Annotated in this window: 18 protein-coding genes, 1 tRNA gene and 1 riboswitch; of the genes, 3 read left to right on the forward strand and 16 right to left on the reverse strand. The window is 37.9% G+C overall.

All coding sequences use genetic code 11. The features are described 5' to 3' along the window. Positions 1-85: 85 nt before the first annotated feature. The 3 genes from ABVM49_RS03655 to ABVM49_RS03665 form a co-directional block, all read right to left on the reverse strand. On the reverse strand, positions 86-751 hold the full coding sequence (locus tag ABVM49_RS03655) for a response regulator (RefSeq protein ID WP_405203092.1): 666 nt from the start codon (positions 749-751) through the stop codon (positions 86-88). Beyond that, positions 751-2,415, reverse strand: coding sequence for an ATP-binding protein (locus tag ABVM49_RS03660; protein WP_405203093.1), 1,665 nt, complete (start codon positions 2,413-2,415; stop codon positions 751-753). The genes ABVM49_RS03655 and ABVM49_RS03660 overlap by 1 nt, the downstream gene beginning before the upstream one ends. A gap of 289 nt (positions 2,416-2,704) precedes the next feature. After that, positions 2,705-2,778, reverse strand: a tRNA-Asn gene (locus ABVM49_RS03665). Between the two features lie 506 nt (positions 2,779-3,284). On the opposite strand from ABVM49_RS03665, the gene ABVM49_RS03670 reads away from it, so the two are divergent. After that, entirely contained in the window at positions 3,285-5,159 is a 1,875-nt protein-coding gene (locus ABVM49_RS03670; RefSeq protein ID WP_405203094.1) for a T9SS type B sorting domain-containing protein, read from the forward strand. 32 nt (positions 5,160-5,191) lie between these two features. Next, the gene (locus ABVM49_RS03675) at positions 5,192-6,520 is read left to right on the forward strand and encodes a M20/M25/M40 family metallo-hydrolase (protein WP_405203095.1); all 1,329 of its coding nucleotides are present in this window, start codon (positions 5,192-5,194) and stop codon (positions 6,518-6,520) included. Between the two features lie 106 nt (positions 6,521-6,626). Here ABVM49_RS03675 and msrA read toward each other — a convergent pair whose 3' ends face one another. The 12 genes from msrA to ABVM49_RS03735 form a co-directional block, all read right to left on the reverse strand. After that, on the reverse strand, positions 6,627-7,169 hold the full coding sequence (gene msrA / locus ABVM49_RS03680; protein WP_380031327.1) for a peptide-methionine (S)-S-oxide reductase MsrA: 543 nt from the start codon (positions 7,167-7,169) through the stop codon (positions 6,627-6,629). Further along, the gene (locus tag ABVM49_RS03685; protein WP_405203096.1) at positions 7,156-7,578 is read right to left on the reverse strand and encodes a DUF2452 domain-containing protein; all 423 of its coding nucleotides are present in this window, start codon (positions 7,576-7,578) and stop codon (positions 7,156-7,158) included. The genes msrA and ABVM49_RS03685 overlap by 14 nt, the downstream gene beginning before the upstream one ends. 156 nt (positions 7,579-7,734) lie before the next feature. Continuing rightward, positions 7,735-8,019 carry a TIGR03643 family protein gene (locus tag ABVM49_RS03690; RefSeq protein WP_038601158.1) on the reverse strand — a complete coding sequence of 95 codons (285 nt, stop codon included), beginning with the start codon at positions 8,017-8,019 and terminating at the stop codon, positions 7,735-7,737. 30 nt (positions 8,020-8,049) lie between these two features. Next, positions 8,050-9,528, reverse strand: coding sequence for a deoxyribodipyrimidine photo-lyase/cryptochrome family protein (locus tag ABVM49_RS03695; protein ID WP_405203097.1), 1,479 nt, complete (start codon positions 9,526-9,528; stop codon positions 8,050-8,052). Continuing rightward, positions 9,525-11,060, reverse strand: coding sequence for a cryptochrome/photolyase family protein (locus tag ABVM49_RS03700; RefSeq protein WP_405203099.1), 1,536 nt, complete (start codon positions 11,058-11,060; stop codon positions 9,525-9,527). Before ABVM49_RS03700 ends, ABVM49_RS03695 begins: the two co-directional genes overlap by 4 nt. Continuing rightward, the gene (locus ABVM49_RS03705; protein ID WP_405203100.1) at positions 11,061-12,359 is read right to left on the reverse strand and encodes a DASH family cryptochrome; all 1,299 of its coding nucleotides are present in this window, start codon (positions 12,357-12,359) and stop codon (positions 11,061-11,063) included. Between the two features lie 132 nt (positions 12,360-12,491). After that, positions 12,492-14,048 carry a DUF4301 family protein gene (locus ABVM49_RS03710; RefSeq protein ID WP_405203101.1) on the reverse strand — a complete coding sequence of 519 codons (1,557 nt, stop codon included), beginning with the start codon at positions 14,046-14,048 and terminating at the stop codon, positions 12,492-12,494. Further along, positions 14,045-14,605, reverse strand: a complete 561-nt coding sequence (locus ABVM49_RS03715; protein WP_405203102.1) for an AAA family ATPase — start codon at positions 14,603-14,605, stop codon at positions 14,045-14,047. The genes ABVM49_RS03710 and ABVM49_RS03715 overlap by 4 nt, the downstream gene beginning before the upstream one ends. After that, on the reverse strand, positions 14,566-15,198 hold the full coding sequence (gene pnuC / locus ABVM49_RS03720; RefSeq protein WP_375252193.1) for a nicotinamide riboside transporter PnuC: 633 nt from the start codon (positions 15,196-15,198) through the stop codon (positions 14,566-14,568). Before pnuC ends, ABVM49_RS03715 begins: the two co-directional genes overlap by 40 nt. Next, a complete protein-coding gene (locus ABVM49_RS03725) occupies positions 15,182-15,442 on the reverse strand; it encodes a hypothetical protein (RefSeq protein WP_405203104.1) in 261 nt (86 codons plus the stop codon). Before ABVM49_RS03725 ends, pnuC begins: the two co-directional genes overlap by 17 nt. 6 nt (positions 15,443-15,448) lie before the next feature. Further along, on the reverse strand, positions 15,449-16,408 hold the full coding sequence (locus ABVM49_RS03730) for a carboxypeptidase-like regulatory domain-containing protein (protein ID WP_405203105.1): 960 nt from the start codon (positions 16,406-16,408) through the stop codon (positions 15,449-15,451). A 27-nt stretch (positions 16,409-16,435) separates the two neighbouring features. Continuing rightward, positions 16,436-17,161 (reverse strand): geranylgeranylglyceryl/heptaprenylglyceryl phosphate synthase, encoded by a 726-nt coding sequence (locus ABVM49_RS03735; RefSeq protein ID WP_405203107.1) that lies wholly within the window; start codon positions 17,159-17,161, stop codon positions 16,436-16,438. A gap of 142 nt (positions 17,162-17,303) precedes the next feature. Continuing rightward, positions 17,304-17,397, forward strand: a riboswitch (TPP riboswitch). A gap of 162 nt (positions 17,398-17,559) precedes the next feature. Between ABVM49_RS03735 and ABVM49_RS03740 the strand changes: the two genes are divergently transcribed. Beyond that, positions 17,560-19,737 carry a TonB-dependent receptor gene (locus ABVM49_RS03740; protein ID WP_405203108.1) on the forward strand — a complete coding sequence of 726 codons (2,178 nt, stop codon included), beginning with the start codon at positions 17,560-17,562 and terminating at the stop codon, positions 19,735-19,737. Between the two features lie 130 nt (positions 19,738-19,867). Here the strand turns inward: ABVM49_RS03740 and ABVM49_RS03745 are convergent, their stop codons facing one another. Next, entirely contained in the window at positions 19,868-20,290 is a 423-nt protein-coding gene (locus ABVM49_RS03745; protein ID WP_375253595.1) for a hypothetical protein, read from the reverse strand. Positions 20,291-20,399: the final 109 nt, after the last annotated feature.

Raw genomic sequence — 20,399 nt, forward strand, 5'->3', positions numbered from 1 at the left:
CCCCCCAAAAACTTAAAGCATTACAAGTATATAAGATTGTACTTTCTATACTTTACGGGAATCCACAATTAGAACATTTTTTCTTCTAAATTAGGCCCATATCCTTCACCAGAGCTACGAGATGTATTGCATTATTTGCTCTAAATTGAATTTTCAACTTATTTAGTTTCTTTTCAATAGCACTTACGCTAGAAGGTGATACATTCTTTTCTTTGAGATCTTTACTTATTTCTTCTTGAGAATAGCCATATGAGAGCAATCTAATAAGTGTAATGTCGTACTCATTTATTTCTAGATTTGCATTATTAGATAACGCCATTGCGACTTTAGGGGAGATATAACGATTACCCTCAGACACGGTTTTAATTGCGTCCTTAAGCTCTGAAATACCATCCCTACCTTTACACACAAAAGCATCTATATGGACATCATTATAGAGTTGACGTACTCTTTGAAAGCGGTCTTCTACAGAGTAGACTATTACTTTAATCTCGGGGTGTTCTTTTTTGACAACCTCTGCAAGCGCGTCTCCAGAAGAAAATCGCTGCCTTCTATGATCTGCTGTAAAAGACAAGTCGGTTATTAATAAGTCATAAGGTAAATTATCTCTGTCTGCCTTCTTGATTTGTAAATACGCCTCATCACAATATGTGACCTGTTTTGCTCCATTTATATTTAAACCACTAAGTGTATGCGACACACCTTCATTAATACTGACTAAGTCATCTGCTATTAGAACTTTTTTAAACATTACATCTGGATATTTGCCTGAAAACCTTTATTCTTTTCACTTTCAAATGTAACAGTTCCCTTAAAGGCTTTTATACGGTTTTCCACATTCTGCAAGCCATTTTTATTAGATAGTTCTGACCCTATGCCATTATCCTTATATCTGATTGCAATTTTTTTATGATCTTGATTAAACTCAATGAGTACCAAACTTGCCCTGCCGTGTTTTACTGTATTTGTAATAAGCTCTTGCAAAACTCTATAAATAGCATTCTTCTTCTCGTTAGATATTTGCGCCCATCTCACGCTATCACTATTTCTAGTAACAATATTTAGTGAGTCACTTTGATACCCCAGTAAAAGATCACTTAATGTAGTCTGAAAATTTTTACTGGCATCTATTGGACTTGTCTCTCTAGAGATATCTCGTGTTCTATTATAAATACTTTCTAGGTTATCCATAAGACCAGGATCCAGCTCCTTACTGCTCTGCATATGTGCCATTACTTTATAAATATCATTTGACACCTCATCGTGTATTTTTTTAGAAAAACGAGCCTCTGTTTTAAACATCTCCTCCATCCTTTTTTTCTTGTTTAACAGCCTAGAAATAATAAATACAGCAACAGCAAGAAGTATTAAAAAAATGACTAAAAACTGGTAAAATCTATTTTTAGTTTTTTCCTTTTGAGCAACTAGCTCACTCTCCTGAGCTTCATTTTGAAAGACACTGTAGTCATATTTTTGAGCAACATATTTATTTGCCACTTGTTCTTGCACACTCTGCAAACTATCTGACAATTGCTTATAGGCTAAGGCGTCTGTTGTTATACCCGCCTCAATGAGAAGTCCTAAAGATTCTTTTTTATAAGTGAGACTTCCTAGTGAGTTTGCAATTACATTTGCTTCTTGTGCATACTTACTTGCTTTAAGGAATTTGTCATTATTACCATAGTATTGAGAAAGATGTCTCTTAACAGAAAAGAGTCCGCGCACATAACCTATTGTCTTATTTATATCTTCTGCGCGCTTCATAAAAGAGAGCCCTTCGTAAGAACGCAAATGAGACAAACTATAACCATAATTATCAAGAATAGTAGCCAGATATTTTTTTTCTAAAATAGAAGTTGAATCAATTACAAAAGGAGCAAGCAAGTCTACTGCTTTTTGATAGTCATCACGATCCATATGGATTGAAGCTATATTATTTGAAAGGATTAAACTGTCTCTTTTTTTTGAAAGTAAAGGGAGTGTGTTTTTATAATACTTTAGGGCATTATCATCATCTCCTAGCCTTCTATAAAGTCTACCTAGGCGGTTTCCTAATCTAATTTTGATATCCTCTCTACCTATAGTTTGTGATGCTAGATCAAGAGACTTATAACTGTCTATAGCAGAGATTTCGCTTTTAAAAAACTCATCCATATTAAAGTATCCTAGCGAGATAAGATCAAGAATCTGTGCTCTATAATGTGGATCCTCTTTTTTAATATTAGTTTTTAATTCGTTTTCAAAGAAAACCACACCCTTTTGTATAGCTTCTTTACAAGTAGCACCCATAATAGAATTATAGTAGAAGGTTGTGCTATCAACCTCCTTGGTCTGGCTATGGGCGTGAGAAGTAAAAATTAAAAGATAAAATAGGGTAAGAAAAAAAATAGGGAAGCTTAGATCGTATTTCTTCATCTCTCAAATATATTATAATTTCTGTATCTGGTTTACACTTTACACAGGGAGAGATAAAATAGAAGTTTCTATTTTTTTAGTACTTTTAACATCGTTGTGTTGGCCACGTCACACGTGGTAGGATTTGTAGTTGAATCCGGTGAAGAGCTTTTCCTGTAGGAGAGGCTTTTTTTTGTTTAGAGCACATTCTAAAAAAGATGAGCGCAAAAGAACTTATTATAGCCAAAACCTTGCACAAACTATTGAGCATAAAAAAAGCCACACGGACTGTGTGGCTTTTACTCACTAGCTCCTCAACTAAGACTCGAACTTAGGACCCTCTGATTAACAGTCAGATGCTCTAACCAACTGAGCTATTGAGGAGTGTTACTTTTTGTAAGCGGATGCAAATATAAAGCTTTTTTACAATCATCAAAAAAAAATTGACGTTTTTTCGACTTTTTTTAGTGATTTATTTTACCTCTATAACTCAAGCCAAAACTGAACCTAGCAAAAGTAACTTACAACTACTTTTTATACAGCTTTTTACGTGTTTACATTATAAATTTCGCGAAAGCGTAACTTTTAAAATGAAAAAATCCCAAGTACAAAAATTTCTTGGGATTCTTCAAAAATGTTTCTATTTACAATGCTTCAAGTAGGAGAAGTACTGCTTTCATTTATGAATTCGGGGAAGTCATAAATGAGTAGTTTTAAATAAAAACAATATACCAACACCTGGTATCAACTATCATTTAGTAGGATTAAATGCTTTGCTTATGAAACAGTCTACTCTGTAAAACTCCTACCTCTTATATCAAAATAACATATGGCACTAGAAGTCAGTATGATAGATATAATTTGTTTCCTATATCTTTGTTATAATCCCTATGAACAAGTCATTTTATATCTTTTTTACCCTATTATCACTTACTACTAGTATTAGTTTTGGGCAATTAGGATTTTGTTCTGGAGATCTCGGTGCTCCCATATTTGTAGAAGATTTTGGGACGGGCACTAGCAATGGGCCTGCTTTAAGTACAGATATAACTTCTTATACTTATGTAGATAGCGGTCCAGAAGATGGCTTTTATACAATCTCTTCACAAATGCAACAACTAGGCGCATTTCATATAGGGCCAGATCATACTCCTGGTGATACTAATGGAAAGGCGTTTATAGTAAACGCGAGCTTTACAGCAGATCAATTTTATCAAAAAACAATAAGCGGTCTTTGTGAAAATACTTCATATGAGTTTTCTGCATTTTTACAAAACCTCTATAATATCAACTCTGCAGTATGCGGCGGAAACGGCATACCAGTAAATGTAAGGTTTCAAATATGGGATAGTTCTGACACCGTACTTTTGGCCTCAGGAGATACGGGCGATATTGCTGGAACGGCAAATCCTATATGGACCCAATACGGTCTCATCTTTGAAACACAAGCAGGACAAAACGAAGTCATATTAAGGATGATTAATAATGGCAACGGTGGCTGTGGTAATGATCTTGCTATAGACGATATAGTCTTTAGAGCCTGTGGAGATGTAAGCACTATAAGCTCAGATATATCTGGAGAAGAAGACATACTAATATGTAACAATCAGAATTCATTTACCACCACTCTCTCTGTTGCTCTAAGCAGTGCCGTTTTTTTACAATGGGAAGTGAGTAATGATGCCATAAACTGGACTCCTATTGCTGGGGCTACAAACGGCTCGTATACTACACCTGTTTTAAACACTACAACTTACTACAGAGTAAACACAGCAACAGATATAGCAAGTATAGGAAACCCACTTTGCTCCTTTTTATCTGAAGCATATTTAATAGACTTTATAGACGCCCCTCAAGCACCTTTGAGCGATGGCAATGTAAATGTGTGTGAAAACCAACCTTTACCACCTATCTCAGTCACTGTAGCTACAGGTGAGGATGTACAATGGTACACCTCAGCTACAAGTACAGAAATAATAGCTACTGGAAATTCTTTTACACCTACATCACCAGGGATCTACTATGCGCAGTCTTATGTGCAAGGAACAGAATGCGCGAGTCTATCACGCACACCAGTAATATTATCACAACTAGCAGCACCAGTTGTGACAAATCAGGTAGAGCAACGCAATATTTGTATCAATCAAGAGAGTATCGATCTTAATGCAGGTATTACAAATGTGAGCTACTTATGGAGCACGGGAGCCACCACACCAGATATAACAATCAGTAATGCCGGAACATATAGCGTGACAATGACAAACACTGCTGGCTGTAGTGTCACAAAAACATTTCAAGTAACTGGCATAGCGTCTCCCATCGTAGCAAATATTACAACTCAAGGCGAAAACATTATTATAGATGTTGAAAATGAAGGCAACTGGGAATACTCACTCAATGGCTCAATTTATTATACCCAGCCCATATTTAGAAATCAACCTGGAGGCATTAAAACTATTTTTGTTCGTAATACATCGGGCTGCCTTCCTGTTATTATAACGTACTATCATTATAATATTCCCACGTATTTCACCCCAAATGATGACGGAATCAATGACTACTTTTTATTACCAGACGCCACATACTTTAACACTAGTTTTATACAAGTCTTTAATCGTTATGGTAAGTTAATCGCTAGTGGTAACGGTACCACTTTTACTTGGGGTGGGCGATTTAACGGTAAGTTACTCCCGCCAGATGACTACTGGTACGTAATCGAGATAGATAATAAACGTATAACTGGTCACATATCACTACTTTTATAATACTATCTCTTAAAAATAACATCGTTTAAGCAATGAAAAATCACCTTCTCAAGACTACTCTAGCCCTATTTATTATTATCGCTTTCGCGAAAGCAAAAACAGTAACCGCTCAAACCAGCAATAAACTCTCACCTCAAGAACAGCGTATACTTACCCTAGTAGAAAAAAACTCGGCAGAGAGTATCGCATTTCTAGAAGAGGTAGTAAACATTAATAGCGGAACTCTAAATGTAAAAGGAGTAAAAGAAGTAGGCACTCGCTTCTCTAGCGCATTTACAGACATAGGTTTTAACACAAAGTGGATTGATATGCCCGCCGAAATGGACCGTGCAGGACATCTCTTTGCAACTACAGAGGGTACAAAAGGTAAAAGATTACTACTTATAGGTCATCTTGATACGGTTTTTGAAGAAGACAGCGAGTTTCAAAAATTTGAAATGGTAAACGACACCGTAGCAAAAGGACCCGGAGCAAATGATATGAAAGGGGGTAACGTGGTCGTACTTTATGCGCTCAAAGCTCTAAGACAAGCAGGGATGCTAGACAATGCACAAATCACAGTAGCCTTTACTGGAGATGAAGAAAGCACAGGAAAACCGCTCACTATAAGCCGTAAGGATCTTATAGAGGCAGCAAAGAATTCAGATATTGCTCTTGGTTTTGAAACCTCAACGGGTTTTGATAATGCAACCGTAGCCAGACGTGGCTCATCAAACTGGAATGTAACCGTTACAGGAAAGAGAGCACACTCGAGTGGTATTTTTCGCGAAAGCGTAGGTGCAGGAGCAAATTTTGAACTTGCACGTATTCTCAACGGTTTTTATAACGAAGTAAGAGGTCCAGAATTACTATCCTTTAATCCTGGTATGATGCTGGGAGGAACAAAAATGGATCTTGAGGCAAAACAAAGTAAGGGAAGCATCTTTGGCAAAGGAAATGTAGTAGCACAAACTGCATACGTACAAGGTGGCCTACGTTTTATATCTGAAGAGCAAAAAGAAGAAGCTCGTGATAAAATGAGAGCGATTGTTGCGAATAATTTACCGCAAACAAGTGCTGTAGTTGAGTTTGAAGATAGTTATCCAGCAATGCAACCTACTCCTAAAAATTATGCGCTTTTAGAAAAATTAAGTCAAGTAAGCCTCGATATGGGAGGGCCAGCTGTGGCAGCATACGACCCTGGAAAACGTGGCGCTGCAGACACCTCTTTTGTCGCAGAATATGTGGCTTGTCTTGACGGTTTAGGCACAATGGGAACAGGAGCACACACACCAAATGAGACTGTATACATAAACACCATAGAGATGCTTACTAAACGTACCGCACTATTAATTTACAGACTCATAAATGAAAAAAGATAAGTCCGCTTTTACGAAAGCGTAAATAAATACATCATACTCAAAAAAGCCATATCACTCTATGTTACTAGAAGTAGTGTGGCTTTTTAATATTGAAAAAACTAGTATTCTATGAGGCTATTAAATGCTCGTAGTACTTTTTCAGTTTAGCAATTTTGGGATCAATCACAACTCTACAATAGCCTTGTAATCTGTTTTCGTTGTAGTAATCTTGATGCTCTTGCGTGGCCTCGTAAAACGTAGGTAACTCAGACACCTCTGTAACTATAGGGTCTTCATAATACTCTTGTACAACTTTTATCACTTGCTCGGCTTGTTCTTTTTGCTCTTCATTGTGATAAAAAATTACAGATCTATATTGTGTACCTCGGTCTGCACCTTGCCTGTTTAAAGTAGTAGGGTCGTGCGTAGTCATAAAGACTGTAAGAATCTCTGCATAAGTAATCACAGTAGGGTCATAATCAAATTGTATCACCTCTGCGTGACCCGTAAGACCAGAGCAAATCTCTCTATATGTAGGGTGACCAGGCACGGTCCCTCCAGCATAACCAGAAACTACATTTGTAACTCCTTTTAGACGTTGTACTACCGCCTCTGTACACCAGAAACAGCCACCTCCTACGGTTGCTTGTTGTAAGTTATTCTTCTTCATCTAGGGGTGTGTCTATGCGGTTCCAAATTTTATCTGCTTTGAGCTCAAAAGTGCCTACAAAGTCCCAGTTACATTCCTCTGGCGAGATGAGTGATAAAAAAGGCTCACCTCCTCCTCTCTTGTATAAATGATAAACGGAGCCTACTATAGGCTCAAAAGAAAACTTAGCAGAGTATATAAGGTTATTATACTCAAACTGCTCCATCATTTTATCATACTGCGCTTTAAGCTCTTGATACTCTGTCTTAAATTGATGGTTAACCTTACTTATATTTGAGTTTTTCCAGGTAGTAACATCATCTGTTACAATGGCTGGAGCACCTAGATTTGTAGCATATGGAGTTAAGGCAGCATCATACTTCCCTTTTTCTTCATTAAACACAACCTGATCTGGTTTTTTCTTTGTCATCTTAAATTATCGTGCTTGGTGAGCGGAGTTATAAGTACGCTTTCGCGAAAGCGTGACAACTCATTTTTTGTACAAAGATAATGCTCAATCATTAAACAATATCTTAAAACGAAAAGCTTAACAGCGTCTTCACAGTTTAACCTACTGGATTTGCACTTATCTTCTCTTAGATATTTTATTATGTGTGATCTGTTTCTGTCTACTACACTTAAAACGGGCATCATCTATTCCATAATTGCGCTTTGCGGCGTGCTTTGTACTTCTACCCTGCACACGTGCGCGCCACATTCTAAAACTAGAAGGCTTCATCTCACGGCGCATAATATCTATAACCTCACGCTCACTTATCCCAAACTGAAATTGAATCGCATCAAAAGTGGTGCGATCTTCCCACGCCATCTCGATAATGCGATCTAACTGTCTATCTGTAAACTCTTTCATATTTCTTCTTTTTGTAATCTATTATTAATCCTATACCTGTCTATCTACTAAGGTATGTCGTTTTAAAATGCGCACGGCGTCTTGCTTTACGGCCGGACGCTCTTTGTACTTCCACATTGTGTCTGTAGCATATTTTTGGGTCTCTTTTATATTTACAATAGGCGCTGGGTAGTCCTTACCTATGGTTGTATTACAAAACTGCTGCTCGAGGAGGCTCATCGTCCACGGTTCGTGTATGTATGACAGCGGTACTTCACGTAGTTCTGGTATCCACTTTTTTATAAACTCTCCTTCTGGGTCGTGTTCATAACTGTTTTTTACAGGGTTATAAATACGCAACATATTAATACCGGTTTCTCCAGCTTGCATTTGTATTTGCGGGTAGTGTATACCTGGCTCAAAATCTAAAAATTGCCTCGCCAGAAATGCTGAGGCCTCTTGCCAGGGTTGCCACAAATTGTGTGTAAAAAATGACAACGTAAGCGCTCTCATTCTAAAATTGAGATAACCCGTTTCTACAAGGCACCTCATACAGGCGTCTACTAGCGGATAACCCGTTTTACCCTCTTGCCAAGCCTTTGCATAGACTGGGTTAGACACTTTCTTTAAACTATGGAAGCCTCTATTTACACTTACAAACTCCATTGTATCTTCCATCTCAAACTTCTGTATAAAATGAGCAGACCACCTAAGACGTGAGGTAAAACCATCTATCTGTCTTTTGTAAGGTGAGTCTTGTCGCAACTTTTTTGCTCGCTGCCATACCTCGCGCACCGAGAGATTACCCCAAGCTATATATGGAGACAAGCGACTACAACTCTTTCTAGCTAGTAAGGGTTTTGAGATATGAGCGTTATAATTTTTGATTCTGTCCTTCAAAAAGCTATCATAATAACGCAACCCCATTGTAGTGCCTCCTTTTTGAAATGCGGTATTTTCTGGTGTTTGTAAAGAGACACAATCAAAATACTGCTCAAGCACCTCTATTTCTTTCTTAGTAACAAGGTCTCCGCCTTGCGGTACAAAAATGCGTTGTGGCTCACTCATCCACCATTCCCAACCTTGTACCCAGCCTACTCTGTTGCTTAAGCTACGCCTTACGCCATTATTTATAAATTGTATCCATCGTATGTCTTGAGACTGCTGGTAGACCTTAAATGCAATATCTCTATCATAGGTTTTTCGAATCCCAGTTTCTACGTGAGAATAGACCCGTTTTATAGTGTAATGCTGCTGTAATTTTTTAAAAACAGGTATCACTTCTCCTTGAACAACAAGTATCTTGCTGCCATAATTTTCTAACCTGTTTTGTAAATCCTGAAGTGACTCTTTTATAAAATTAAAATGTCGCTCACTATAATGCGCATCATCCAGCAAGGAAGGTTCAAAGATATATAGCAATATTACAGGCTCACTATGTTGAAGTGCCTGCCACAAGTTTTCATTATCTTGGAGCCTAAGGTCTCTTTTAAACCAGTGTACGGTGATATGTGATTTACTTTTACTCAATAATTCTCTGGATGCTCTATAATATCTTGCGCTCGTTCTTGGTGTGCTTGCAAGGTCTTCTTATCCATTTTATCAAGAAGGCTAAGCATCATATTCATTCTATTATTGTTTTCAAAATGAGCACGTTTCTCACTTAAGAAATTCCAATACAAAGCGTTGAAAGGGCAGGCATCTTCTCCTGTTTTCTTACTCACTTTGTAATGACAACCCTTACAATAATTAGACATTTTATTTATGTAACTACCGCTTGACACATAGGGTTTTGTAGCAATCTTTCCGCCATCTGCCCATTGTGACATCCCTCTTGTGTTTGTAATTTCTACCCACTCTATTGCATCTATGTAAATACCCAAATACCACTCATCTACCTGTGATGGATCACACATTGTAAGCAGTGCATAATTACCAGTCACCATAAGTCGCTGTATGTGGTGTGCATAGGCATTATCAAGACTATTATTTATACTGCAGCTCAAGCAGTTCATCTTAGTTTTACCTGTCCAGTAAAAATCTGGTAATTCATTAGTATTTTCTAGCGTGTTTACGGTTGCAAATTCTGGCATTTGCATCCAGTACATCCCTCTCATATACTCTCGCCAGCCTAGTATCTGTCTTACAAATCCCTCTACTTGACTTATAGAAATATCATCGCTATGATCTCTCCAGTAGTCTATAACCGTTTCAATTACTTCTTGAGGATCTAGGAGTTTACTATTCATCGCAAAGCTCAATCTACTATGGTACAGATATGCTTGATCTGGATCCATAGCGTCCTGATAATCGCCAAAATGCACCAACAGGTTCTCACAAAAATATCTCAACACAGAAAGTCCATCTGCTCTACTAGTGGGCCAGTTAAAGTGCTTTTCGGTAATGCGACCTATGGTTTTTACTCCTTCTTTTTCTAATAGCTCAACAATCTTTCGTGCATCTTTTCTAAAACCACGCTCGTGTGGGATGAGGGTCTCACCCTTCCACTTATTGCGGTTACTGTGGTCAAAATTCCACTTTCCGCCTTCTGGATCTTTGTCATTTATCATCATAATGTCGTACCTCTTGCGCATCATACGGTAGAAGTATTCCATTGTAAATTGCTTTTTCCCTTTGAAGAACTCTTGCAAATCTGTGCGCGAACTCATAAAATGCTCTGTGTCGCACGATTGTACGGGAATGTTTACGCTTTCGCGAAAGCGTACTAATAACTCATCTAGTCTATACTCATCTGGTAATTGATATTCAAACTGCTCAATGTCATACTGGGCTATTAGTTGTTGAAGATTTTCTGTAAGACTTTGTGTGTTACGAGCATCATCTAGCTGGTAATAAACGACCGTATGACCTCGCTCTTGTAGCCAGCTTGCAAACTCGCGCATAGCCATAAAAAAGGCAACTACCTTTTGAATATGATGTTTTACATAGTCTGTTTCTTGGCGCATTTCTGCCATAAAGTACACCACCTCATCGTCCTGCTCTTGATACCAAGAGTGTTTATGATTGAGCTGGTCGCCAAGTATGAGTCGTAATTTTTTCATTTAAAAAAGTTCTTCCTGCGTCCATAGTCTGACATATTTCCCGCTCCCATCATACATATCTTGCTGCCTCTTGATGTTAAATTTACGGTCACGAGGGTCGTTACCTACCCCAGCATTATACATCCAGTTACCCCAGTTGCTGTGTACGTCATAATCTATGAGTATACTTTCAAAATATGCTGCGCCTACACGCCAGTCTTGCTCTTGTTCTTTTGCCCAAAAGCTAGCAACATTTTGACGACCGCGGTTAGACATCCAGCCAGTTTCCTTGAGCTCAATCATATTTGCATTTACAAAATCATATTTTGTATTCCCATTAATCCACTCGCGTTGGGCCTTATTGTTATGCTTCCAGTCATATTCTTTATTGAGAATACCTCCTATTTTAAAAATGTTATCACCGTGTTTAAGAGAGACGTACTTAAAATAATCTCTCCATATAAGCTCAAATATGAGCCAGTAGGTGTCTTGATTTTTTTTGACTTCTTTTTCAAATCTTTTTACCTCCCAATAAATCTGTCTTGCAGATATGGAGCCATTTGCAAGCCAGGCTGAGAGCTTAGAACTATAACCTTCACCTATGAGACCGTTACGGGTTTTCTTGTAATATGCAAGCTTTTGTGTGGTCCAGAAATAGTCATTAAGACGAGCCCAAGCAGCATCTTCTCCACCTTCCCAAGGAAATGCTGTGCGGTGATCTTTTACAAAGGTGTCTAATCCTAAGTCTTCTAGCGTAGGTATAGGAGTTATGGTAGTTAAGATATTTTCTTGCGGTAGTGCCGTAAGCTCTTTGAAGATAGGTCTCACATTACTTTCCTTCTCGCACTTTTTTCTAAACTGCGTAAAGATTTTAGGAACCTCTGTTATGCTATTGAAGGGAATATCGTCTGGGTGAAATAGAAACTGATCATATACCTCCTCGTTTTTTAATTGGGGTATTGCGCGCTCTACAGCGTTTGTAACTTTCACCTCTTCTGCCGTCCACTCTTTTTGAGAATATAAGCTCGTAACTTTATAACTTTTAACTACAGTGGTTATATGCTCTTCGGGCTTGTGATTATATACTAGCAAAGTGATATTGAGCTTGTCTAGATTTGCTTTTAGATTTTCTATTGTTTCAATAAGAAACTTAGCTCTATATTTTTCGGTCTTTTTAAAACCAAAATCACCCTCCTCATAATGACGAGGATCAAAATAATAAACACCTACAACTCTTTTACCAGTAGCAATAGCCGCCGCAAGTGACGCGTTATCTTGAACTCTAAGATTATTTCTAAACCATACCAATGCGGTATCCATATCCTAATTTTAGAATAAAGATACTATTGTTTATTGTTTTTTTAAAAAGATTAAACAAATTTTAACCTCATTATACAACATTAGCGTTAAGATTGAGTAGTTCGCTTTCGCGAAAGCGTAATAAAAAACACTTTACCTAACCTGATGAGCTGGTTTAAGGAGATCATTTACCGTTTTTACAGGATTGAACGTTAAGAGCGGCACCTCAATAAAGATGGTATTCCAGTGTGCCATTCCTCCGTTCCAAAGACCGGGGTGCTCAAGTGCTTTTATTTTCTGTCCCTCGTAACTTTTTGAAGCTATGAATCCGGCTTTATAGTCTACATATTTGAGAAGGTTATATTTCTCACCTTTGTAATTTTTTACTCCGCAAACAATATCTACTGGGTTGAAGTGAGTCGCATTTGTTACAATTTGTTGCTGTGCGTTATCACCAGGGTTGATTTGCACACTCTCTATAATCTGGAGACATTCCTTCCCATTTTCGTGACGAACCCAAAACGGACCACCACCTGGCTCTCCTTCATTTTTTACAATACCACAAACGCGTAGTGGCCTGTCTAGAAGTTCTCTTAAATACTCCACTTGATAGGTAGGCGAGTATCGCTCAAAATCTGATGCAACCTTTATAAAAAGCTCATTTTGTAGAAATGTAGCAATCTCTAAAATAACTTGCTCATTTATAGCTTCGGCATCATCTAGTTTATGCAAGTAGGCAAAAGATTTTTCTTGTATCTCAAGCAATTTACCTGCAAGCATTTTTTTAAAATGAGCAACCTTCTTACGATACTTGCTTACCACTACATTATCTATGTTTTTTATAAAAATAACATCTGCATCTTGCTCATTAAGGTTGTTTATAAGCGCCCCGTGACCACCAGGTCTAAAGACTAGTTGTCCCTCTTTATCCCTAAGCAATTCTCCATTACTTGCCAGTGCAACAGTATCTGTAGCTGGAGATTGAAATGAGTATGAAATGTCAAAAGTAGTTGCAGTTTTTTCTTGTACGTAGTCTTTACGTTTTTCAAACTGTTTTTGAAAACGCTCTAAATGTGCCTCAGAGATTGTAAAGTGCAATCGTGCTACTCCATCTTTTGCCGCATAAGATGCGCCTTCAAACAAATGCTCTTCAAAGGCAGTAGCAATATTTTTTTTATACCTGTGGAATGGGAATAAGCCTTTAGGTTTGTTTCCAAAATTAAGCTCATCTTCATTGAGCAGTATTTTTATAAACCGCAATCTATTTACATCTATATCTAGTGATTCTCCATCGCTGTACCTCTTCTTAATGCGCTTACGCACCTTTTTATAAAAAGGGAAACTATCTAATCCCACAAAAAATAGGCGTAGTTCTGGTACTCCCTTTTTATTAATGTAGGCGTTTATTGATCCCTCTACGGGATTGTAATCATCATAAAACTGAAAGAGAAATTTAAACATTCTAGTTGCCGCACCAGAGGCTGGTGTAAACTTTAATAACTCAAGGTTACCACTAGATTGATCAAATTTTTCTACAAGTGCTTTTTCTTGATCTGAAGATAAGATGAGTATTCCATTTCCATCTGTTGCGGCATCCCTTAAATCTGCAAAAGGAATTCCTTTGGTTAGACTCTCAAACTGACTCTGTACTTGCTCTAGTGCAATGCCTCTTTGGTCCAGTTGCTTTTTATCTTCTTCTGTTATTTTCAAACTAATAGTGTGTTAATTACCTGAGTTGCCTCAGTCACTCGCTCTTGTACTCGTCCCTTCATTATAATGTAGGGTCTATTATACTTTATCAAAGCGCTTTCAAAGGCTTTGAACATTTCTAACCGCCGGTCTGGCCTATCTCGTAAATCATCCTCTTCCCAGGGTGTATCTATGTAGGTTAAAAGATACAAATCATATTGATTTTCTAATGCTGTTTTTTCTAATAATTCTGGACACCACCCATCATAATATGCTTCACTATAGACCTTTGTAGTAAGTAAATCTGTATCACAAATGATAAGCCTATCTGTGCTTGCGGCTGCTTTATTTTCTAAATCTATCTGTCCAACAGCTATGGGAAGTAAATCTTTGGGTCTACAGATTTTCTGCTCCTTCTCCCAAAGTTCTTGTAAATACTCTCGTGCAAACTCTTCTACCAAGGGAGCGTTGTAATGCTCTGATAGCTTTCGCGAAAGCGTACTTTTCCCACTACTCTCTGGCCCAAAAAGACATACTCTTATACAATTGCTAGGGACTTGTCTAAGTTTTTCTTCCATTCTAAATAACCGAAAACGGCAATAATTGTTAATGCAAAATACAAGATACTACTAAAGGTTAAACCTTTATAAAAATATAAGGGCACAGTAATGATATCACCTATAATCCAGTATATCCAGTTTTCTATCTTCCGTTTTGCCATAAGCCACATCCCAACAAAGAAAATGCCTGTGGTAATCATATCTATATATGATGTCCAGTGTGAAATTTTATCAAAAGTGATGTATACGACATATGTAAATACCGCCGCGGCTATAAAAATACCCACAGAAATAATGTGTTCTTTTTTTGAGGTAGTGGTAATAGGTGTAACCGCTGTACCATCTACCGTTCTGGTCCAGATATACCAGCCGTAAACACTCATAATAAAGTAATATGCATTAATCATCATATCACCTAGCAAGCCCCATTTGAGTAATAAATACACAAAAATGGCTGTACAGATCATCCCCGTAGGAAAGACCAGAACGTTATTCTTTTTTGAATAAATAACCGATGCTATTGTAAATACAGAGGCAAGTAACTCTAATACGATATCTAGTGTATCATAACTCGCATATTGCCCAAAGAGGAAATCAAAAATCTGCGACATAGTCTGAGCGATCTGTTTTTACCATTTTTATGTAAAAGAGGCCTATACCCACTTCTTCAAAACTGCGCTTCATCTCTACAGTGAGAAGCCCCATAACCTCATCATAATCGCCATAAACCTGCGTAGCAAGGGGGTTTTCTATAACAGTGAGGCCTGAGTCACGTAGCCTTTTTATAAAATTTATAATATGCCCTTCATAATCATTCTGCAAAGGACTAAAAGTAAGGTCTACAGATATATTCATAATTTCTTATTTATTATAGACGTGCAAAAGTGCTCCCATCCCATAGTTTACGTGACCTGTCTTTACTAGTGCAGAGTTCTCGTTATAAGATTTGTCAAACACTTGCCATTTTTTATTATTAAAAAATACCCTTCTTACAAAAGTCTTCTGCGCAGGAAGATCATTTGTAAAAGGCAACAATGGTCTAAAAGTGACAGATACCTTTTGTATACCTCTAGGCGTTTCTATCTCATTATATTTTTTAGTCTGTATCAATTTTCCTTGAGGGTCTGCATAGCCTAGTACTTGTAAAGACGCATATAACCCACCTTTAGGAATAAAGATTTGGAATTTTGAAATGTCTAATTCATACATCTCATCATCTTGCTCGCTTACGCGAAAAACGATATCATCGTGTACCATAGCATCACCAGGCAATCCGTTATTATTTTTATAAAACTGAATTCTAAAAAGAGTAGAAAACTTCATATTACCCTTTTTTCGAAACTCCTTTTCTGAGTTAATAGGTAGCCAGAGTTGCGCCACTTTTGTAGACTTGCCCTCTTGTCTTTCAAAAAACACAGCCACCTCACTTTCTACGGTAGGAAGCCAGCTATTATAATAGTTGATGTGTGTAGTTTCTTTGAGCTTTTTCTTTTTATACTTGCCTTTTTTTTCTGAGGTGAGAACCACTTCCTCTAGCTGGCTTGCTGCAGGCTTTAAGAGTACTTGAGAAACCAGTCCTTCTGTAGCAACTGCCTTACTTTCAAAACCTATTGCCGAAATGTAAAGACTATCAATGTCTTTATATTTAGACGCCTCAAATCTAAACTCTCCCTCTTCTCCAGCAAAAGTACCCCGTCCATCTCCAAAAGAGATAGTTGCAAAAGAAACCGGCGTCTTTGTAACTGCATCTTTCACAAAGGTAGTCTGGCTATTTACAACCGCAGTTAATGTAAGTACTATGGCTAAGAAGGAAACTTTCATATAAACAAATGTAGTGGTTTTAAACCGTTAGTTATTCCAGGTGTTATCTTCAAAAGCCGTGCCTATCACTACTATAGTAGCCCCAGCGGTAAAAGCCGCTTGCATAGCACGCTCTGTACGTATGCCCCCACCTACAATTATGGGTATGGTAACGGCCTCACAAACTGATGTTATAATATTAGGTTGTACTGCACTTCTAGCACCGCTTCCCGCCTCTAGATATATTAGTTTTTTGCCCAGATATTGTCCAGCTAGAGCAGTTGTTATAATAGTCTCTGGTTCATCTTGAGATAGTGGTTGCGTATTACTCACTCTCTCAACTGCCGTTTGCGACCCGCCATCTATGAGAAGGTAACCCGTAGGTATGACTTCAAGATTACTTTGTTGTACTACTCGTGCGGCTTTTACTTGCTGCCCTATTAAAAACTCCGGATTATCACCAGAGAGTAGTGATAAAAACAGTAGCGCATCTGCCTCTGGAGTAACTTGAGTGTAATCTCCCGGAAATAATATTACTGGTAAATCTGTTTCGGCTTTGAGGAGTTGTACTACTTTTTCGGTTTTGCAGTTGTTATCTGTACTACCGCCTACAAAAAGATGTGTGGTTTGCGCGGGGATTTTTTTTAAGTACGCTTTCGCGAAAGCGCTACCCTTCCCATCACCATCTACCTCAAACTTATCTGGATCTATGAGTATGGCGAGCAATTGCTCTTTATACTGAGCAGCCTTTAATATATTTTCTAGTATAGACATTATAAACGAAGGTAGGGATTTATACAAAGTACAGGCAAGGCTAATTATTAACTCATAAACTTTCTATATTTCTCACTCAAAATGAGCATAAAAATTTACTCGCATAGTATGCTTGATAATCAAAAACTCTAGTATATCTTTGCGGCATCTCAAAGGGGTGCTTTTAAATAAGCTGAGATTATACCCATTGAACCTAGAACAGGTAATGCTGTTTAGGAATGAGAAAGAGGTCTGACTAAAACTATAACTATAACTGCGTAGTTTTAGTAAGGCAACACTACTCTTGAGACGTGCTTTTATAGCACACCCTCTTCAATATGTGCGCGCGGCACAGGTATGTTTTATACTAACATTTAAGGAATATTTGCCCTTTGTATTCGTAACCAAACTAATTACGGATGAAAAAGATCCTATTAAGTATGATGGCACTTGCAGCAATCACTGCTACTGCCCAACAAACTACTGTTATTGACACCACAAAAGTGGAGTCGCTAGATGAAGTACTGGTACGCTCTGTAAGAGTAAAGGCAGACTCACCTATCACGCACTCTAACCTTACAAAGGCACAAATCGCCCAGCGTAACTTAGGTCAAGACATCGCTACACAGCTTAACTTTTTACCTAGTGTTGTCACCACATCAGATGCTGGTGCGGGAATAGGGTATACAGGTTTTAGAGTACGTGGTACTGGTAACCAAGGTATCAATGTAACGATAAATGGTATCCCTTATAATGATGCAGAGAGCGCAACTACGTTTTTTGTAAACCTTCAAGACTTTAGCTCTTCTGTAGAGAGTTTACAGTTACAGCGTGGCGTAGGGTCTTCTACAAACGGACCTGGAGCCTTTGGAGCAAGTCTTAACATTCTTACAGATGCTATTTCTAAGGAGGCTTATGGTGAGATTTCTAACTCATTTGGATCTTTTGCAACACGTCGTCACAATGTGAAGTTTAGTACAGGGTTACTTAATGATCATATAGAGATATCAGGAAGATTATCACAAATAAAGTCTGATGGATATATAGATAGAGCATCTTCAGACCTTAAGTCTTACTTTTTACAAGCGGCTTATACAGATGATAACACGCTTATTAAGTTAGTTAACTTTGCAGGATCTGAGGTAACGTATCAATCTTGGTTTGGCATAGACGCAGAGACACTTGCAGAAGATAGAACGTTTAACCCAGCTGGTCAATTTACAGATGAGAATGGTGTAACGCGTTTTCACGATAATCAAGTAGATAATTACAAGCAAGATCACTACCAGCTACACTGGAACCAGCGTTATGATAACAACTGGAGTACACAGCTTAGCCTTAACTACACGTATGGTCGCGGCTTCTTTGAAGAATATAAAGAAGATGAAGATCTCGCATTTTACAGCATCGCTCCTGTAGTTATAGGTGATGAGACGGTAGAGACCTCAGATATTATAAGACGTCGCTGGCTAGATAATGACTTTTATGTGGCAAATGCTACGGTAAATTACAAGGATACAAGCCTTGACTTTGTAGGAGGATTATACGGAAGTGTATATGACGGTGACCATTTTGGCGAAGTGATTTGGGCACGTTTTGCTAGTGATAGTGAGCTAGGTGATGATTACTATTTTGGAACTGGTAAGAAGAAGGAGTTTTCTGCTTTCGCGAAAGCGAACTACCGTTTCAACTCAAAATGGAGTGGTTACCTTGACTTACAGCAACGTTTTATCTCATACACAACAGACGGAATTAACTCTGACATAACCGAATTTATTGTAGATGAAGATTATAGTTTCTTTAACCCAAAAGCGGGGCTTTCTTATAAGGTAAATGATAACAACCAGCTGTATGCATCTTTTGCTAGAGCAAACAGAGAGCCTAACCGTACAGATTTTGAAAACGGAGCACCACGTCCAGAGCGTCTTAACGACTGGGAGTTAGGATGGCGTCATAATACAGAAAAGGTAAGCCTTAATGTAAACGGATACTATATGGGTTACCGTGACCAGCTGGTGCTTACTGGAGCGCTAGATGACGTAGGAGCACCTATACGTGCAAATAGTGGAGAGAGCTTTAGAGCTGGTATTGAGATAGACGCGGCAATCGCTATAACAGATAAAATTACAGTACAGCCTAATGTTGCAATAAGCACAAATAAAAACAGAGATTTCTTTTTTGAGAGAGACGGCGTGCTTACTAACCTAGGTAATACAGACATCTCATACTCGCCTAACCTAGTTGCCGGTAACACCATTTCTTACAAGCCAGCACAAAACTTTAGAATAAGCCTTTTATCTAAATATGTAGGTGAGCAATACTTAGGTAATATAGACAGTGAGACTTCTAAACTAGATAGCTACTTTACAAATGACTTAAATGTTACTTATGAGCTTAAGGATATCCCAGTATTTAAGTCTATCGTTTTTAACGCGCTAGTAAATAACATATTTGATATTGAATATGTATCAAACGGTTACTTCTTTACCTATGACGATGATTTTTCTGTACCAAATGAAATCACAACTATAGAGGGAGCAGGCTTTTATCCACAGGCTGGGATTAACTTTCTAGTAGGTGCTACGATGAAGTTTTAAAACTAAATTTTGAATTTATGTTTTTTTAGCTTACTTTAAGTGTCAAATAATCAACAATTTGTAGCAGTTGGGGGACTGTAATACACTTTGTAACAAAAGAAGCCATCTTGTTAAGATGGCTTCTTTTCATTTAATTAAACACGGTAATCGTTCCTCCAGATTCATTTACTCTGTAATTAAGCATCGTGTAGGGCAACACCTCATCATTAGACTGCCCTGTAAATAAGTTATAACTATGCGCATCATCACACTGGCAGAAAACATTTATACCGTTTATCACCATTCTAGAGCAGTCGTTTGGAGCGTGGTTAGGGTCTGATGCTTCCCAGGCAATAAGACTGCTACCCGTATTAATCACAAAAAAACCTCTCAAACCACCATTAGACACATAAATAGGGTTACTAGGTATCTCAAGATCAAGCACCTGTATCGCACTAAGTTGTGTAGAAAAATTTACATCTAGCAAGAAGGGATTACGCTGGCCGCCATCATCACTTTCAGAACAAGAAGTAATAAGAACTAGAGCAAAAAGTAAAGCACAAATGTGACGCATAATGTTGTTTTTGATACGCTTTCGCGAAAGCGTAATTTTAATCCTATAAAGCTCGCAAGGTACTATAAAACGAGAAAGGATTTAAAATATTTCGTATATTCGTAAGGCA

The organism is Dokdonia sp. LLG6352-1, assembly GCF_045055815.1.
In the GTDB taxonomy this organism is placed as follows: domain Bacteria; phylum Bacteroidota; class Bacteroidia; order Flavobacteriales; family Flavobacteriaceae; genus Dokdonia; species Dokdonia donghaensis.

Bases quoted from the DNA above. Each gene is read 5' to 3' on its own strand.
- ABVM49_RS03670 (WP_405203094.1), top strand. From the start codon at position 3,285: ATGAACAAGTCATTTTATATCTTTTTTACCCTATTATCACTTACTACT.
- ABVM49_RS03690 (WP_038601158.1), bottom strand. From the start codon at position 8,019: ATGAAAGAGTTTACAGATAGACAGTTAGATCGCATTATCGAGATGGCG.
- ABVM49_RS03715 (WP_405203102.1), bottom strand. From the start codon at position 14,605: ATGGAAGAAAAACTTAGACAAGTCCCTAGCAATTGTATAAGAGTATGT.
- ABVM49_RS03735 (WP_405203107.1), bottom strand. From the start codon at position 17,161: ATGTCTATACTAGAAAATATATTAAAGGCTGCTCAGTATAAAGAGCAA.
- ABVM49_RS03725 (WP_405203104.1), bottom strand. From the start codon at position 15,442: ATGAATATATCTGTAGACCTTACTTTTAGTCCTTTGCAGAATGATTAT.
- ABVM49_RS03685 (WP_405203096.1), bottom strand. From the start codon at position 7,578: ATGACAAAGAAAAAACCAGATCAGGTTGTGTTTAATGAAGAAAAAGGG.
- ABVM49_RS03700 (WP_405203099.1), bottom strand. From the start codon at position 11,060: ATGAAAAAATTACGACTCATACTTGGCGACCAGCTCAATCATAAACAC.
- ABVM49_RS03675 (WP_405203095.1), top strand. From the start codon at position 5,192: ATGAAAAATCACCTTCTCAAGACTACTCTAGCCCTATTTATTATTATC.
- ABVM49_RS03705 (WP_405203100.1), bottom strand. From the start codon at position 12,359: ATGGATACCGCATTGGTATGGTTTAGAAATAATCTTAGAGTTCAAGAT.
- ABVM49_RS03740 (WP_405203108.1), top strand. From the start codon at position 17,560: ATGAAAAAGATCCTATTAAGTATGATGGCACTTGCAGCAATCACTGCT.
- ABVM49_RS03660 (WP_405203093.1), bottom strand. From the start codon at position 2,415: ATGAAGAAATACGATCTAAGCTTCCCTATTTTTTTTCTTACCCTATTT.
- msrA (WP_380031327.1), bottom strand. From the start codon at position 7,169: ATGAAGAAGAATAACTTACAACAAGCAACCGTAGGAGGTGGCTGTTTC.
- ABVM49_RS03745 (WP_375253595.1), bottom strand. From the start codon at position 20,290: ATGCGTCACATTTGTGCTTTACTTTTTGCTCTAGTTCTTATTACTTCT.
- ABVM49_RS03655 (WP_405203092.1), bottom strand. From the start codon at position 751: ATGTTTAAAAAAGTTCTAATAGCAGATGACTTAGTCAGTATTAATGAA.
- pnuC (WP_375252193.1), bottom strand. From the start codon at position 15,198: ATGTCGCAGATTTTTGATTTCCTCTTTGGGCAATATGCGAGTTATGAT.
- ABVM49_RS03730 (WP_405203105.1), bottom strand. From the start codon at position 16,408: ATGAAAGTTTCCTTCTTAGCCATAGTACTTACATTAACTGCGGTTGTA.